The organism is Saprospiraceae bacterium (assembly GCA_016709995.1).
In the GTDB taxonomy this organism is placed as follows: Bacteria; Bacteroidota; Bacteroidia; order Chitinophagales; family Saprospiraceae; genus JADJLQ01.
On the sequence record JADJLQ010000002.1, the window covers coordinates 951981 to 969633 of the forward strand.

The 17653-nt window shown below is 44.0% G+C and carries 8 protein-coding genes; 4 read left to right on the forward strand and 4 right to left on the reverse strand.

The genetic code is table 11. The features are described 5' to 3' along the window. Positions 1-62: 62 nt before the first annotated feature. Positions 63-1424, reverse strand: a complete 1362-nt coding sequence (locus IPJ09_18185) for a hypothetical protein (GenBank protein ID MBK7373326.1) — start codon at positions 1422-1424, stop codon at positions 63-65. A 66-nt stretch (positions 1425-1490) separates the two neighbouring features. Beyond that, entirely contained in the window at positions 1491-2510 is a 1020-nt protein-coding gene (locus IPJ09_18190; GenBank protein MBK7373327.1) for an aspartate-semialdehyde dehydrogenase, read from the reverse strand. A 67-nt stretch (positions 2511-2577) separates the two neighbouring features. On the opposite strand from IPJ09_18190, the gene IPJ09_18195 reads away from it, so the two are divergent. Continuing rightward, positions 2578-5115: a lamin tail domain-containing protein gene (locus IPJ09_18195; protein MBK7373328.1), complete on the forward strand. Its 2538-nt coding sequence runs from the start codon at positions 2578-2580 to the stop codon at positions 5113-5115. A 243-nt stretch (positions 5116-5358) separates the two neighbouring features. Here the strand turns inward: IPJ09_18195 and IPJ09_18200 are convergent, their stop codons facing one another. Beyond that, positions 5359-6090 carry a hypothetical protein gene (locus tag IPJ09_18200; GenBank protein MBK7373329.1) on the reverse strand — a complete coding sequence of 244 codons (732 nt, stop codon included), beginning with the start codon at positions 6088-6090 and terminating at the stop codon, positions 5359-5361. 104 nt (positions 6091-6194) lie between these two features. On the opposite strand from IPJ09_18200, the gene dinB reads away from it, so the two are divergent. Beyond that, positions 6195-7439, forward strand: a complete 1245-nt coding sequence (dinB, locus tag IPJ09_18205) for a DNA polymerase IV (GenBank protein MBK7373330.1) — start codon at positions 6195-6197, stop codon at positions 7437-7439. Positions 7440-8449: 1010 nt separating this feature from the next. On the opposite strand, the gene IPJ09_18210 is transcribed toward dinB, so the two are convergent. After that, the gene (locus tag IPJ09_18210) at positions 8450-9019 is read right to left on the reverse strand and encodes a hypothetical protein (GenBank protein ID MBK7373331.1); all 570 of its coding nucleotides are present in this window, start codon (positions 9017-9019) and stop codon (positions 8450-8452) included. Between the two features lie 869 nt (positions 9020-9888). Here IPJ09_18210 and IPJ09_18215 point away from each other — a divergent pair. Together IPJ09_18215 and IPJ09_18220 are read left to right on the forward strand one after the other, a co-directional pair. Beyond that, entirely contained in the window at positions 9889-11247 is a 1359-nt protein-coding gene (locus IPJ09_18215) for a cytochrome-c peroxidase (GenBank protein MBK7373332.1), read from the forward strand. 773 nt (positions 11248-12020) lie between these two features. Further along, positions 12021-17141, forward strand: a complete 5121-nt coding sequence (locus tag IPJ09_18220; protein MBK7373333.1) for a fibronectin type III domain-containing protein — start codon at positions 12021-12023, stop codon at positions 17139-17141. Positions 17142-17653: the final 512 nt, after the last annotated feature.

Here is a 17653-nt window from a genome sequence, read left to right on the forward strand (position 1 = left end):
ACAATAATATAACGAAGCATAGACCTTGCGTAAGGGAAGAATTACTAAAAACCTCAGCCTGCCTATGCCTTATCCTCGGCCTCAGGTTTTTCACCCTTGAGCTCATCTACAAAGTCGTGTAGTTTTTCACTTAACACCTCAGAGACTGCCCTGACGGTATCTGCTACATCTTCAAGTGTTTCGCCTAAAGTAGTGCCGATCACATCGATGATATGGTCATGATGATCCGCTTTGGCTCCGGTGATGGCTTCAGCGGCTTTTTCTATTCGATCATCGTCTTTACGAGCCTCGGCAGCTTTACGCATTTCATCCTTGATTCTATCTTCGGCTGCATGCTTTGCCTGATCCAGTTTTTCCTTTTCTTGCCTTCGGATATCCCGCTGTTTTTCTTGTTCTATTCTTTTCTCCAGATCCAGTTTGGTGGCGTTCATATCTTTTAATTTCTCCTCCTTGGATCTTATTCTTTCATCGATCATCGTGATCTTGGCTTGCCTGATTTGAGCCTCAAGTTGTCCTTCAGAATTTGCAATTTTTCTTTTCTCGAATTCAAGGTCACTATAATCTCTTTTGATGGAAGATTGCATCTTATTAAGTGCCTCCACCAGGCCATCATACCTTCGTGATATTCTTTCAGAACCTGGGGTGCCTTCCTTTCCATCTTTTCCACCGGATCTCTTCTCTTTAATTTGTTTGAAAAGTCGATCTATTTGATCCCAGACAGATCCCCGGTCATTCCGATTCATTTCGGACTGTTGCAGCTTGGATTGAAGTTGTTTTAATTCTTCAAATATGGGTTGCAAGCCGAGTCCTTTATTCAGTTTTTGTCCTATTTGTTCAAGACTGTGCTCGAATTGAGCTACAATATCTCTGGAAGACTTATCAAATTCTTCGTCAACTACTTTTCTTAACTTCTTGAGGTGCTCAAATAATGAATTGGTACCGTCCCGCAATATTTGGGCATGCTCTCTGAATAAATTCCGGTCTTTGACCTGGTTTTGCACTTTGTCCCAAAATGTTTTTAATTCTTCCCAGACTTCATTCTCATACTTGGACAATTTCTCTGTTTTCTCTTTAAGGTCCTGAAACTCTTGCTCGAATCCTTGTTTGAGTTTATGAGAAAGTACTATAAAATGCCATTCAGTTTGGGCCCGGGTGATGATATCGTCTTTGTCTGACTTGATACCTTCTGAAAGGAGGGACTCAGATGCCGTCAAAGGTTTCTCGGAGTGTTGCGCAAACTCAGGAAATACAAACTCTTTTTCATTTCTCCAATCCTTCATCAAAGCATTTGCAAGATCTTCGGTGACCTGGGCCTGGGGTAAAATCCATTCGTGTACTTTGTTTTGCTCGAGATCCAATTGTAAGGCTACAAGTACTTTTTCGTTAGCTGCATTTGTTCCCCAAAAGACGATTCTTGTTTTCATAAAGTATAAGTCGTAATTCCTTGTTAGTAATAATATTTATGGTACAAACTTGAAAGTGATGGCCTATCAGGCAGTCACCAGATCCAAGGGTATTAATTCATGTTTCATCATATATTCTGCTATCTGTATAGCATTGGTGGCTGCACCTTTGCGGAGATTGTCAGCTACGATCCACATATTCAGTGTCTTTTCCTGAGACTCATCTTTGCGTAATCGGCCTACAAATACTTCGTTTTTCCCTTTAGCATATAACGGCATTGGATACTTGAAAGTTGCCATGTCATCGATTAATTCTATGCCATCAGCCTCAGACAATAGTCGTCTTATTTCTTCGATGGTAAAATCTTTATCAAATTCTACATTGACACTTTCGCTGTGACCGCCCTTGACAGGAACCCTCACTGCCGTAGCTGTGATCCTGATAGTAGGATCTCCCATGATCTTTTTTGTCTCATTGACCAGCTTCATTTCTTCTTTGGTATAACCATTATCCAGGAATACATCACAGTGTGGGATAACATTCTCAAAAATGGTATACTTATAGGCTTTTTCTTCATTGGGTACGACCTCACCCTGGTGTTCACGATCATATTGTTTTACTGCTTTGACACCGGTACCCGTCACCGATTGATACGTGGAGATGACCAATCTCTTGATGCCAAATGCTTGATGCAGAGGAGCTAGTGCCACGACCATTTGGATAGTGGAACAATTGGGATTGGCGATGATCCTATCTTCTTTCGTAATAGTATGGCCATTGACTTCAGGTACAATCAGTTTTTTTGAAGGATCCATGCGCCAGGCAGATGAATTGTCTACTACGATGGTGCCCTCCGCTGCAAATTTTGGTGCCCATTCCAGAGATACGCTGGCACCAGCAGAAAATAGTGCTATATCCGGTTTTTTTGCTACAGCTTCTGCCAAAGTGTGGATGATATAATCTTTTCCCATAAATGTAAACTTCTGTCCTGCTGATTTTTCAGAAGCGACAGGTATAAATTCAGTAATTGGAAAAGATCTTTCTTCCAATACCTGGCACATCACAGTACCTACGAGTCCGGTAGCACCAACACAAGCAACTTTCATTTTAACTTATTTATTAATTTGAGGGCGCAAATATAAGGAGTTTCAATTTCTTTATACTTTTAGCAAGGTGATTCGATACATATCTTTTATTCTTATAACGTTTTTTTTTATATCTGCACATGCTCAGGTCACCCAAACCTTTGAAGATAGTGCCTGGTTCACCATAGGTGGCTGGAAAGGTCAAGTCAACGATTTTAAAATCACTACAGATAAAAAACTGCAAAGCCTGGGCAATGATCTGGGCATTTCATCCATCTATAAGCTAATACAACCAGACTCAGTAGCACAATGGGAGATTTGGTTTAAAATGGCATTTGCTCCTTCTGATAATAATAAACTGCGATTATATATACTGGCGGATGACAGTATCCCTGGTGCAGCCAATGCCTATTACCTGGAAGTAGGCGAAAATAATAATACCGATGCTTTCAAATTTTATAAGCAAAAAAATGGTGTTAGTACCTTACTTGCTGTTGGGTCAGCCGGAGCACTGGCCAATGATCCTTCGATGGCACGAGTACTCCTCACCTGGCAGCGTCCGGGATCCTGGACTTTAGCAGCAGATTATGCCGGAGGTAGGTCTTTTGATGAAGAATGGACAATATCTGATCCCGGCCGCTATTTGTTTTCTGACAGCGCTTATTGTATTCTATCCTGTATTTATACCTCGACGCGCAAGGATAAGTTTTTCTTTGACGATATCTACCTGGGACCTGCACAAGCTGACTTGACTCCTCCATCAATCGTCGATGTGTTACCTGATTCTGCCAGAGTTCGCCTGATTTTTAACGAGCCTGTGGACTCCATCTCCGCGACAGATACTGAAAACTATGTCATATCCAATGGAGTAGGACAGCCCTGGAAAGTAGTCAAGGTTGAGGACCGATCCGTCGATTTGTATTTGACCAAACCCCTTGTTACCGGCACTTTTGAAATTATATGCCGTCAATTAAAGGATTTGCAGGGAAATATTACGCTCAATGCCCGGGCCAGCTTTGAATATAAATTACTCCAGGTCATCAATCCCCTAGATCTTTTGATTACGGAGATCATGGCTGATCCCAGTCCTACGGTAGGATTGCCATTGTATGAATATGTAGAGTTATTGAATACTTCGGATCATGCCATCAACCTGGCAGACCTCACGCTTCGATTTGACCAGACGGATTATATGATAGGTACAGCGGCGATTTTAGTGAGTCCTGGAGAATATGTAATCCTGTGTGAATCGACCGCAGCGGCATTATTGATGCCCTATGGCAAAGTTATAGCGCTTCCCCGCTGGCCTGCGATCAGAAATACCAATGGCCTGCTGTCCCTTTGGTTTGCGGGCAAGGAGATTCACTTCGTGTCCTATGATGATAGTTGGTATCAGGACAGTCAGAAAGCCAATGGCGGCTGGTCCCTCGAGATGATCAATACCGCCAATCATTGTGATCAGAGAGCTAATTGGCGTGCTTCTGTCGATCCTACAGGTGGTACTCCGGGCAAAGTCAATGCTGTCGCTAATGCGGGCTATAGGCTGCCTTTGAAGATTGACTCCACGGTTTACCTCGATGATCGTCATATAAAGGTATACGTGAATAAATTATTGACCACTATCGTTAAAGACCAGCTTCAGATGGATCCCCCGATCAGTTATCAGTTTACCTCTTTGGGTAATCATCTGGATATCATATTTGATCAGGCCTTAAGCTCAGGGGTGATCTATACACTGACGATGTCACCTCAGGATTGTGACGGCTTACCGACGGATATTGTATCCACCGCTATCGCCAGGGTAGAGTCACCTGAAAAAAACGATCTAGTCATCAATGAAATCCTCTTCAATCCGGTGTCCGGTGGCAGCGACTATGTCGAATTGTACAATCGATCCTCCAAAATATTTTCACTCAAAGACCTGATCATCAGGAATGAATTGAATAACCAGGAGCGAAGCATCACCGCCTCCTCCCTGGTGCTGCCCGGCACTTATTGGGTACTGAGCGCAAGCCCCTCCTTCGTTTTGGATCGATATACGGTAGATCACCCAGACCAATTAATTTCCCAATCCCTGCCTTCCCTTCCAGATGACCAGGGTCAGCTCAGCCTGATGACCGCATCCCGCACTTTGATAGACTCCTGCTCCTATGACAAAACCTACCATGATCGTTTTCTTAATTCCCAGGACGGGGTAGCGCTCGAGCGCATTGATTACAATTTGCCACCGACAAAGTCAAACTGGCATTCTGCGGCAGGTACCGTTGGCTATGGTACCCCGACTTCAAAAAACTCTGTGACCTCCACGACTACGGTCACTTCTTTTACAGCCAAGCAAAAAGTATTCACTCCGGATCATAATGGCATAGATGATCTCTTTTACCTGGATTATACCCTGCCCGGACCTGGCTATGTCGCTCATATATATATCTATGATGACAGGGGTCATCCCATCAAAAGACTGGCCAATAACCTGCTCCTCGCGCGCGAAGGCAGCTTGTCCTGGGATGGCCTGGATGACCGCAATCAACTATCCAATACCGGGATCTATATATTTAGGATAGAAGCGATCGATGCACAGGGGCATCGGGTGAGGGAGTTGGTGACCGGGGTGTTGAGTAGATGATGGGGTGGAACTGCACATATAACATTGGTAATTTTCGTATTGATGCGAAAAAATCTATAATAAATTTCGTATCAATACGCAGATTATAGTTAAAATATTGAATTTAATGGACTTCGTTATGAAGGCAGTTGATTTCCATCCAAGTCTTTTTAGATTAGTAAAAAATAATCTTTAATCATAAAATCCTTTCTATATTTCTTGGAGAGCGACACTCATAAATATGGGCTTCGGCTTAAATATTTTTTATTTATTCATTGTAAAATATTTTCTCGCGGCGACAGAGTCAACTGATTTTATGTCAGCATTGATACCATTAAATAGGCTCTTTACTATTTTGAAATAGGTAGTATTATCACTAATTGTTGAAGCTCCTCGTCGATCTCGACTATTTAGAGCGAATTGAGTGAAATAAACCTTTTCATAAATCGACTCCCATTTGTTTTCAATTTCCTTATTTGAAAATATAAGTTGGTTGCTTCTTCCTCTGTTGATATTGGTTGCAATTGATTGAATCATTCTATCGTATTCTAACTTGTCAGCTGAATCATTTGGATTTAGATTAATCTTCACCTGAACATCTTTGATCTCAGTTATTAATGTTTTTAATTCTGACAATTCTTTCATATACTGTTTAGCCTCTTCTAGTTGCTTGATTTTATACTCTTTTGATATATAATTAAGTTGTTTCGCAGAAAATGTACTATCAATTAAAATTTGCCTCATTTGATTTTGAGTCTGCATTTCAGCTAAAAGAAGTTGTTTATCTACAAGCTTATTTTGTTCTACATTTTGTATGCTATCTCGGTAATACACCTTATCAAAGGAGTTTTTTTGAAAATTTAATGCCCGATTGGATAGAATGTTAGATTCGGATGAAATCGAATTAGCTTTATTTGATTGGCATAAACCAAAGAAGGAAATTAATATTGCTGCACCGCTTATAATTAGAGTCCAATTTTCTTTTGTGTGTTTCATATTCATATTAGTTAATATTATATACAACCAATACCTTCAAAAAGTTCTATACTATCCGGACTTGTCTCAAAATACGACCTATATTTGTCTATATATTCGACCAAATGTACGACCGCGCCATTCTCCATATGGATCTCGACTCCTTCTTTGTCTCCGTAGAGGTGCTGCGCAACAGCGCCCTTAAGGGTCTGCCCCTACTCATCGGTGGCAGCGGTGACCGGGGGGTAGTGGCGAGCTGCAGCTATGAGGCGCGGCGATATGGAGTGCACTCGGCGATGCCGATGAAGATGGCGCGCCGTCTCTGCCCTGATGCCATCATCCTGCGCGGCGATATGGATGCCTATAGCGAATACTCCCGCCAGGTGACCGAGCTCATCGAAGCCGATGCACCCTGTATGGAGAAAGCCTCTATCGACGAGTTTTACCTCGACCTCAGCGGTATGGACCGCTATTTTGGCTGTTATCAGTGGAGCCTCGAGCTGCGGCAGAAGCTCCTCCGCGAGATCGGCCTGCCCATCTCCCTCGCCCTCTCTGTCAATAAGACGGTGTCCAAGATCGGTACCAACGAGGCCAAGCCCAATGGTACCAAAGAAGTACTCAAAGGCACCGAAAAAGACTTCCTCGCCCCCCTCTCTACCTCCAAGATGCCCGGCATCGGCGAGGCTACCTATAAAAAACTCAGCTTTATGGGCGTGCGTACGCTCAAAGTACTGAGTGAGATCCCCCCGCGCCTGCTCGAGCGCGAGTTTGGCAAGACCGGCAAGGTCATGTGGGAGCGCGCCAATGCCTATGACCCTACCCCCGTACAACCCTATAGCGAAGCTAAGTCCATCTCCCACGAACAAACCTTTGGCCAGGATACCCTCGATCTGCGCAAGATCAAAAATATCATGCTCAGTATGGTCGAAAAGCTGGGCTTCGAACTGCGTCAATCTCAAAAACTATGCTCCGTCGTCACGGTCAAAATCCGCTATGCCGACTTCAATACCTATACCCGCCAGGTCCGCGTAGCCTATACCTCTAATGATCGTATCCTGCTGCGCCAGGTCTACGACCTCTTTGACAAACTCTATGAGCGGCGCCAGATGATCCGCCTCATCGGGGTCAAATACAGCGGCCTGGTACATGGTCACTACCAGATCAATCTCTTCGATGATAAAGAAGAAGATATGAACCTGCTCAATGAACTCGATCATATCCGGAATAGATGGGGTGCAGGTGCTATCGGTAGGGCGGTGAATGTGGCTAAAGAGAAAGAACACGATAATAGAATAATGCCTGATAAGAAAGAAAATGCAAAGTCGCCGATAGATCCTAGATGGGCGAAGATGACCAGGCGGTGGTGGTGACCATCGACTGAGCTTCCCCCCAGCAAGTGGCGCCTTCGAGGCCGCCTCTTGCTTTCTCTCAAGAGTCGACCCCCAACTTTTCCCCCCAGGCACTTCAGCAGCCTAACGCACAAGGCAGAGGTGCTCCGAAAGCACCGCCTGCCATCGACCGCGCTTCCCCCCAGCAAGTGGCGCCTTCGAGGCCGCCTCTTGCTTTCTCTCAAGAATCGACCCCCAACTTTTTCCCCCAAGCACCTCAGCGGCCTACCGCACAAGGCAGGAGGTGCAAATGCACCGGGTGCACCTAAAGCACCGCCTGCCATCAACCGCGCTTCCCCCCAGCAAGTGGCGCCTTCGAGGCCGCCTCTTGCTTTCTCTCAAGAATCAACCCCCAACTTTTCCCCCCAAGCACTTCAGCAGCCTACCGCACAAGGCAGGAGGTGCAAATGCACCGGGTGCTCTGAAGGCACCGCCTGCCATCGATCGTGCTTTCCCCAGCAAGTGGCGCCTTCAGGGCCGCCTCATGCTTTCTCCCAAGAGTCGACCCCCAACTTTATTCCCAAGCACTTCAGCAGCCTAACGCACAAGGCAGAGGTGCAAATGCACGGTGCTCCGAAAGCACCGCCTGCCATCGACCGCGCTTCCCCAGCAAGTGGCGCCTTCGAGGCCGCCTCTAGCTTTCTCTCAAGAATCAACCCCCAACTTTATTCCCAAGCACTTCAGCGGCCTACCACACAATGCAGGAGGTGCAAATGCACCGGGTGCTCTGAAAGCACCGCCTGCCGCTACCGCACCCGGCACCCGGCGCTTCCCCCCAGCAAGTGGCGCCTTCCGGGCCGCCTCATGCTTTCTCCCAAGAATCAACCCCCAACTTTATCCCCAAGCACTTCAGCAGCCTACCGCACAAAGCAGGAGGTGCAAATGCACCGGGTGCTCCGAAAGCACCGCCTGCCCGCTACCGCACCCGGCACCCGGCACCTCCCCCGACAAGTGGCGCCTTCGAGGCCGCCTCTTGTCTTGTCTCAAAGTCCCTAAATGTGATCAATCAACTCCCTTCCCAAATCCAAATTGCAAATACTTTCTCTTCCCAGTTCTGAATAATCCTTAGCAGAAGAATATTTCCATTCAATTGCTTCTTTTACCAATCCTGCTTTTTTGGGATTATTATGAATGTAATTAAAACAAGTAAAGGCATAATCTGATCCGCTGGAAAATCTTGAATCAATTAACCCATTCGTTTTTCTAAGGGTAACAAACTCATCGATCCAACCATCTTTAGCCTTACACTCTTTTCTGAATAAACTCCCGGTCCATCCTTTTTCTTGGTTGATGGCGCGGGTATATGCCATCTGTAACACTCCGATTGATTCGTTTAATTGAATGGTTGTATTTGCAGGCGCTTTTCTGCCAACAGCATTGTCAACCATCTTTGCTGCACAACCATAAAGTTCTTTCCTTCTCATATTTTCGATGTAATCCACATGCTCTCTAAATGATTTTCTATCGACAACTGTCTGGCGCACATAAAGCAACCAATGAAAATGGGTTGGCATTAAACAATAAGCTACTATATCTGCAAATGGAAGTAAATAAGCTTTCATTTTCCACAGAAAGTACTCATAATGATGATCTGAATGAAAAATTATTTGTCGGTTATTGCCTTGATTGTAAACATGGAAGAGTTGATTAGAATAGAAGTTCATTTTCAAAAGTAAAAAATATTTTTTCTTGCTCAAACGACGAAGGCCTACCGCACAAGGCAGGAGGTGCAAATGCACCGGGTGCTCCGAAAGCACCGCCTGCCATCGACCGCGCTTCCCCAGCAAGTGGCGCCTTCGAGGCCGCCTCTTGCTTTCTCTCAAGAGTCGACCCCCAACTTTTCCCCCCAGGCACTTCAGCAGCCTAACGCACAAGGCAGGAGGTGCAAATGCACAGGGTGCTCCGAAAGCACCGCCTGCCATCGACCGCGCTTCCCCCAGCAAGTGGCGCCTTCGAGGCCGCCTCTTGCTTTCTCTCAAGAGTTAACCCCCAACTTTATTCCCAAGCACTTCAGCGGCCTACCGCACAAGGCAGGAGGTGCAAATGCACAGGGTGCTCCGAAAGCACCGCCTGCCATCGACCGCGCTTCCCCCCAGCAAGTGGCGCCTTCGAGGCCGCCTCTTGCTTTCTCTCAAGAGTTAACCCCCAACTTTATTCCCAAGCACTTCAGCGGCCTACCGCACAAGGCAGGAGGTGCAAATGCACAGGGTGCTCCGAAAGCACCGCCTGCCATCGACCGCGCTTCCCCAGCAAGTGGCGCCTTCAGGGCCGCCTCTTGCTTTTTATCAGAATCAACCCCCAACTTTTTCCTCCAAGCACTTCCCCAAAAAACCCCCATCTTTACCCATAATCCCATTTTTCGTTCGTTCTTACAAAAGATCTGACATCTGGTACGATACTTGCTTATTTAGTTTATTTTAAATTATTTTTTATGAAACAGTCTTTGTTTACCCCACATATTGGTCTGGTTTTCTTGAGTTCGTTTCTCCTACTCGTCTCTTGCCAAAAAAACAGCAGCGAGTCTCTGGATAAGAACCTCACCTCCATTCTCAATACCGCTTCCAACGGCAAAGGCCTTGATTATTTCAAAATGCCGGCCGGCAAAGACTTTTCCCAGATTCCTCAGGATCCTAAAAACCCCATCACTGCCTACAAAGTAGAGCTGGGACGCCTCTTATTCCACGAGACCTGTCTTGCACGAAGTCCATTGAAAACTGCAAGCATGGAGACTTACTCCTGTGCCAGCTGTCATCATGTAGATGCGGGTTTCCAGGCAGGTATAGCTCAGGGACTTTCAGAAGGAGGAGTAGGCTTTGGCAGAAAGGGGGAAGGGCGTAAAAAACTTGCGACCTTCACAGACCTGGAAGTCGATGTCCAACCTATCCGTACTCCATCTGCTATGAATATGGCTTACCAGGAGATCGTCCTTTGGAATGGACAGTTTGGAGCTACCGGAAGAAATGTGGGCACAGAAGCCAACTGGACCGCAGGCACTCCAAAAGAAAACAACAATTTTGGTTTTCAGGGGGTGGAGACCCAGGCCATCGCAGGTCTCAATGTCCACCGGATGAAGATAGATGTAGATCGTATTGCCCAGATGCCGGTATATCCCACCCTGTTTGCCCTGGCCTTTCCAGGCCTTACACCAGAAGAAAGATTTACCCGGGTCAATGCAGGCCTGGCCATCGCAGCTTATGAGCGTACTCTTTTAGCTAATGAGTCACCTTTCCAAAAATGGTTACAGGGTGATGCCAGTGCCATGACTGAGGATGAAAAAGATGGAGCCGCCTTGTTTTTTGGCAAAGCCAATTGCGTATCCTGCCACACAGGTCCAGCCCTCAATGTCATGGAATTTTATGCTCTGGGCATGAATGACCTGAGCGATGGCCAGTATGGTGCCGTCAATGCTTCCGGTCCTAAAGCGGAGCACAAGGGTAGAGGAGGATTTACAGGCAAGGCCGAAGACATGTTTAAGTTCAAAGTACCGCAGCTATATAATCTCAAAGACTCACCCTTTTATGGACACGGTGCCCAGTTCGTAACAGTGAGGGAAGTCCTTGAATACAAAAACAATGCTACTCCTACCAATGCAAATGTCCCTGTGACCCAGCTCGCATTTGACTTTAAACCACTGAATCTCAGCGCTAACGAGCTGGAAAGCCTACGAATATTTATTGAAGATGCACTCTATGATCCCAACCTTCGTCGATATGTACCCACAACACTGCCTTCAGGCAATTGTTTCCCCAACAATGATTTGGTTTCAAGACAGGATCGGGGCTGTCAGTAAACACTTGAGATTCAAAACTTACTGACTTGAATTGTCGATCAGGCAGTGAGGAGTAAGGCATTCCATTAAAATTTTCATGAAAATATCTCAAAAACGCTTATTCACCATGGTATACACTGCACAGAACGATGGAAGACTGAGAGATGTACTTAGCATTGATTCTCACTATACCCGCATGGAAGTTCATTTTCAAAAATAAAATGAAATGGCGACCCGCAAGGCAGGAGGCGACCTCGAAAGCGCCATCTGCCGCTACAGCATTGGAACCACTTGTTTTCCTAGTCAGCGAGAGCGGCTCGAATAGCAATTCTTACATTTTGATTGGAATCCAATTTAACATTTTTTTGGGCTATAGTAAATTTCACCACAGGTTGTTTGGAAGTTCTAAAGCCTCACCATTAGGTAACACAAAAATTTGAATTTAAGTCAAATAATAATTTTTTGATTAAATTATCATTTTTTAGTTTTTGAGGAAATTATTTTGTTATCATTGTGTTATAATAGTTAACCCCAAAATAACTAATATGAGTTTTTCAAACCCCTTTTTGGATAAGATCAGTTTTCATCTACCTATAGTATTACCTAAATCTAAGCAACCTAAACCAGGGTCCTTTGACTATTTGCCTTTCTTGAACGGAGTTTATTTTTTAAGTCAAGCATTATTTCTTTTACAGAAATTCAAACCACAATGCTAAAATTTTTCACCAGGCAATTCAAATCTATTTTTTATAAGGTAATCAATTTTTAATATTCAATTTTAAACTGCCAAAAACATGAAAGTTAAATTCTTTTTAGCTGGTATATTGTTATGCATTATTGGAAGTATGAACATCGATTTATATGCCCAAACCTGTACCGGCACTGGTTCCATTAATTATCAAAAATGGAATAATATTTCTGGTACTTCTATTTCTAATCTTACTTCCAATTCTAATTATCCCAATAGCCCTTCATCTTCCGGTACCCGCACTTCTTTTGAGATGAATTCAAATGCCGGAAGCAATTTTGGTATCAAAATGTATGGTTATCTCTGTCCTCCTACTACGGGTAATTATGTATTTTGGATTGCCAGTGATGATAGCGGTGAGCTTTGGCTGAGCACTTCTTCAAATCCAGCTGCCAGGCAAAGGATAGCCTATCACACTGGATATACCAATTCAAGGCAATGGACGAAATATTCCACACAGAAATCGGCTACCGTCTCCCTGGTGGCTGGGCAAGTTTATTACATCGATGCCTTAATGAAAGAAGGATCAGGTAGTGATAATCTTGCGGTGGGTTGGTCAAAACCCGGCCAATCCACAAACTCTCCCAGCCAAGTAATTCCCGGCTCAAACCTTATGACTCAATACAACCCCGCACCTGATACTCAGGCTCCGACTGCTCCTACTAATCTGGTAGTTTCGAACCTGACTGAAACTTCGCTAGACCTTTCCTGGAATGCTTCATCTGACAATGTCAGTGTATCTGGTTACGATGTGTTTAAAAATGGCATCAAAATAAATTCAACTCAAGTTACCTCTACCTCATATCCTGTCAACGGATTGACATCCGGCACTAATTATGCTTTTTATATTAAGGCAAATGACGCAGCAGGAAACTCCTCTGGCAATAGCAATACTGTCAACCCCACCACGCTGGTTCCGGTCACTTGTCCTGGAACAGGTACCATCACTTATCAACAATGGAATAATATTGCAGGTACTACTATTGCTAATTTGACTTCGAGTGCAAATTTTCCAAACAATCCAAGTTCTGCAGGAACTTTATCAAAATTTGAAACGGTGACCAATACTGCAGACAATTACGGAATCAAAGTTTGTGGTTACCTCTGTCCCCCACTTACCGGCAGTTATACTTTTTGGATAGCAAGTGATGATAATGGTGAGCTTTGGCTAAGTACTACCTCGAGTGCATCAAATAAAATAAGAATAGCCTATCACACGGCATGGACCAACTCTCAGGAGTGGTCTAAATATAGTACTCAAAAGTCGGTAGCCATCAATATGATAGCTGGTCAGCAATATTACATAGAGGCGTTGATGAAAGAAGGTGGCGGAGGAGATAACCTTGCCGTCGGCTGGGCCAAGCCTGGGCAATCTACCTCAAGCCCATCAGAGGTGATTCCCGGTGACAGATTGCTGCCATTAGTCACTGTGATTCCGGATGTACTTCCACCAACATCACCTACCAACCTGGCAGTATCCAATCTTACCCAATCATCGTTGACCCTTTCCTGGACCGGATCTACGGACAATGTAGGCGTGGCTGGATACGATGTTTACCAAAATGGATCTAAAATCAATGGTGCGACCATAGTGGGCACTAGTTACAATGTAAATGGGTTATCTGCAGCTAGCAATTATGCATACTATGTATTGGCAAAAGATGCTGCAGGCAACACTGCCAGCAGCAATACCTTGAATGTTACAACTCCAGATACCCAGGCACCGACCGCACCAACCAATCTGACGGTATCTAATCTGACTCAAACTTCATTGACATTGTCGTGGACAGCATCCACTGACAACGTAGGGGTAGTGGGATACGATGTATATCAAAATGGGGTCAAAGTGAATACGAGCACCATCAGCGGTACCAGCCAAAATATCTCAGGACTTACAGTATCCACCTCTTATGGATTGTACGTGATCGCTAAAGATGCGGCAGGCAATACTTCCACAAGCAGTACGCTGAATGTCGTGACCCCGGATACCCAGGCACCAAGTGCGCCTACTAACCTGGCAGTAACCAATCTTACCCAATCTTCACTGACTCTTTCGTGGACAGCATCCACAGACAATGTGGGCGTGGCTGGGTACGATGTGTATCAGAATGGATCAAAAATCAATGGAGCTACCATAGCCGGCACCAATTTTAATGTCAGTGGTTTGTCCGCAGCTATCAATTATGCATATTATGTAAAAGCTAAAGATGCCGCAGGTAATAGTACCAATAGTACCACGCTCAATGTTACAACCCCGGATACCCAGGCACCGACCGCACCGACCAATCTTGCTGCGACTAATTTGACACAAACTTCTTTTATGTTATTATGGACAGCATCCACTGACAATGTAGGAGTGATTGGATATGATGTCTATCAAGACGGCATAAAAATCAATGGTGGAAGTGTAGTATCGACCAGTTATAATATTTCAGGGTTATCTTTAAACACACCTTATACATATTTGGTCAGGGCTATAGATGCAGCGACCAATATGTCTGCTGCCAGCAGTTCTCTATTGGTGACTACACTTGCAGCGCCGGATACGGAAGCTCCAACGGCACCAACTAACCTGGCAGTAACCAATCTTACCCAATCTTCACTGACACTTTCGTGGACAGCATCCACAGACAATGTGGGCGTGGCTGGGTACGATGTATATCAGAATGGATCAAAAATCAATGGAGCCACCATAGTCGGCACCAGTTACAATTTCAGTGGTTTATCCGCGACTACCAATTATGCTTATTATGTAAAAGCTAAAGATGCTGCCGGTAATAGTACCAATAGCAGTACCTTAAATGTCACGACTCCGGATACCCAGGCACCGAGCGCACCGACCAATCTTGCCTATAGCAGTCTCACTCAAGCTAGTTTGACCTTAACCTGGACTATATCAACGGATAATGTAGGGGTGACTGGATATGATGTATACAGGGATGGAGTAAAAATCAATGGTAGCAATGTGATGGGATCAAGTTATCCCGTGACAGGATTGTCTGCGTCAACACTATATACTTTCTATGTAACTTCAAAAGATGCTGCCGGTAATAGCACCAATAGTTCCAATTTAAATGTCACGACTCCGGATACCCAGGCACCGAGCGCACCGACCAACCTTGCCGCCGCCAATCTTACACAGTCGTCACTTACCTTAAGCTGGAGTGCTTCTACTGACAATGTGGGGGTGACAGGTTATGATGTATATCGTAATGGAGTAAAAATAAACGGAAGTAATATTGCAGTGACGAGCTTTAATGTGACCGGATTATCAGCCAGCACCAGCTATGCTTTTTATGTGGTTGCAAAGGATGCTGCAAGTAACAGTACCAACAGTAGTACCTTAAACGTAACTACTCCGGATACGCAATCGCCGACAGCTCCTACTAATCTCGCCTCATCAGCAGTGACCCAGACCACCCTCACATTATCGTGGACAGCCTCTACTGATAATGTATCGGTCATAGGTTATGATATGTATCGTAACGGCATAAAAATCAATGGCAGTAACATCACTGCTACAAGCTATATAGTGACTGGTCTGACTGCAGCTACTTCTTATTCTTTTTATGTGATCGCCAAAGATGCAGCAGGAAATACCAGTCTGGCGAGTACTACCTTACATGTGACTACAACTACAGTCGCGTTGGGAACAGAAACCTTTACTCAAAGGACTGTGATCGCCAGTCAAAACATGCCGCACGACCTGGTGTACGGACCGGATAATAACCTTTGGTATATAGAAAGATTTGCCGGTACGGTGAGCTTCGTAAATATTGCTTCGGGGGCTAAAACCACTTTACTTACCCTGGGTTCTGCAATGGTACTGGTGGGTGGACAAGACGGTTTATTCGGTTTGGCTCTTCACCCTCAACTACTGTCCGGAAAACCATATGTCTATATCGCATATACTTATCAATCCTCAAGTTCCACAGTGCGTAAAACCAGGATTGCCAGATATACTTATAATTCTGGCAACAATACTCTGGGTTCTGCTGTGACGGTGTTAGAAAATATACCCGGAAGTAATGACCACAATGCAGGTAGGCTGGCCATAGGGCCTGATTTAAAGCTTTATTATTCTATCGGTGATATGGGGGCAGGCCAATTTGATAACACCAACAGAACACAAAATGCCCAAAATGTCAATGTGTATGAGGGCAAAATATTAAGATTGAATACGGAGCAGATCTCCGGATCATGGATTCCTGCAGACAATCCATTTGGAAATACCAATGCCGTGTATTCTTTGGGTCATCGCAATCCTCAGGGCCTGGTGTGGGGTAATGTCAACGGTACTGATATTTTATATAGTGATGAGCATGGACCTTACAGCGATGACGAAGTAAATCTTATAGAAGGAGGTCGCAATTACGGCTGGCCCCAGGTGGCTGGATTATGTGATGGAAATTACAACGGCCGTACCCTCGGCACTTTTAATATCGTTAGTGAGCAAACGAATTGTGCAAATTTAAATGTTAAAGAACCTTTAAAGTCATTGTTTCCAGTGGGAAACCCTCCTTCCGGTGGCGACAATATGACCTGGCCATCCACAGCACCCTCCGGAGCTGATTTTTATGGAAGCAATGCGATACCTGGCTGGCAAAATTCTTTGCTAATAGCACAATTAAAAAGGGGCGCTATGCTCAGGTATAAATTGAGTAATGACGGCCAAAGTATTATCTCTGATACTATCCATTATTTTCAGGGTAAAGGAAGATTTAGAGATGTAGTGGTTTCCCCTGATGGGCTTAAAATATATTTGGCTTGCGACGCCAGCGGTTCCACTTCCGGACCTACCGGTGGGGTTACGACTACTCCGGCCAATCCAGGAAGTATTCTTGAATTTACTTATTCGCCCACTTCTGGATTGGCGTCAAGCCACCGTTTGACAGAGTTTAATAAAAAATACTCAGTCAAAGATAATTCTACCGATATCTACCCTAATCCTGCCAGTGATTATATTGTAGTCTACAATTATAATGATGCCTCAGATCGAACTGTGGAAATCTTCAATCTTTATGGTCAGCTGATGAAAAGGGAGAGATCATTGTCGACTGCTACCAAAATTGAGACCGGTGATATGCAGAATGGATTTTATTTATTGAAAGTCAGTGACTCCAAAGGCAGACTCATTAGGTCAGAAAGGGTCTTAATTCAACGTTAAGCAGCGTCATACCACGCCAAGATTTTAAAGACTTTAATCCCTGAAAGGGGAATATTTGGGAAAGTATTAATTTAATTGATACTTTCCCTTTTTTATTAATATCAATTTCTCCATTAAAATAAAATATTACAAAATTATCTGTAAATGAATTGTAAAAATGTAATACATTATTTACTTATTCTAATTTTTTAATATATTAAATAATAAAATATCTAACCTATTCATTCTGCTTAAGGTTATATATAAAATAATAAAATATTGATAATTATATATTAAAAAATAATATTTGTATTCTATTCAAATATTTGGCCTTCCATTCATATATTTACCTCATGTTTGTGAACACTTTAATTGTTAATATAATATATCGTGATATTGATTATTTATAAACTTTTCATATTGAACAATTTAATTTTGATTTATGATAATCAGATGTGGCACAATATATGCTTTGCATATACGTGCTTCAGGCATGAATTGTATTTAAACTCCATTTTACTACGTAAATATTT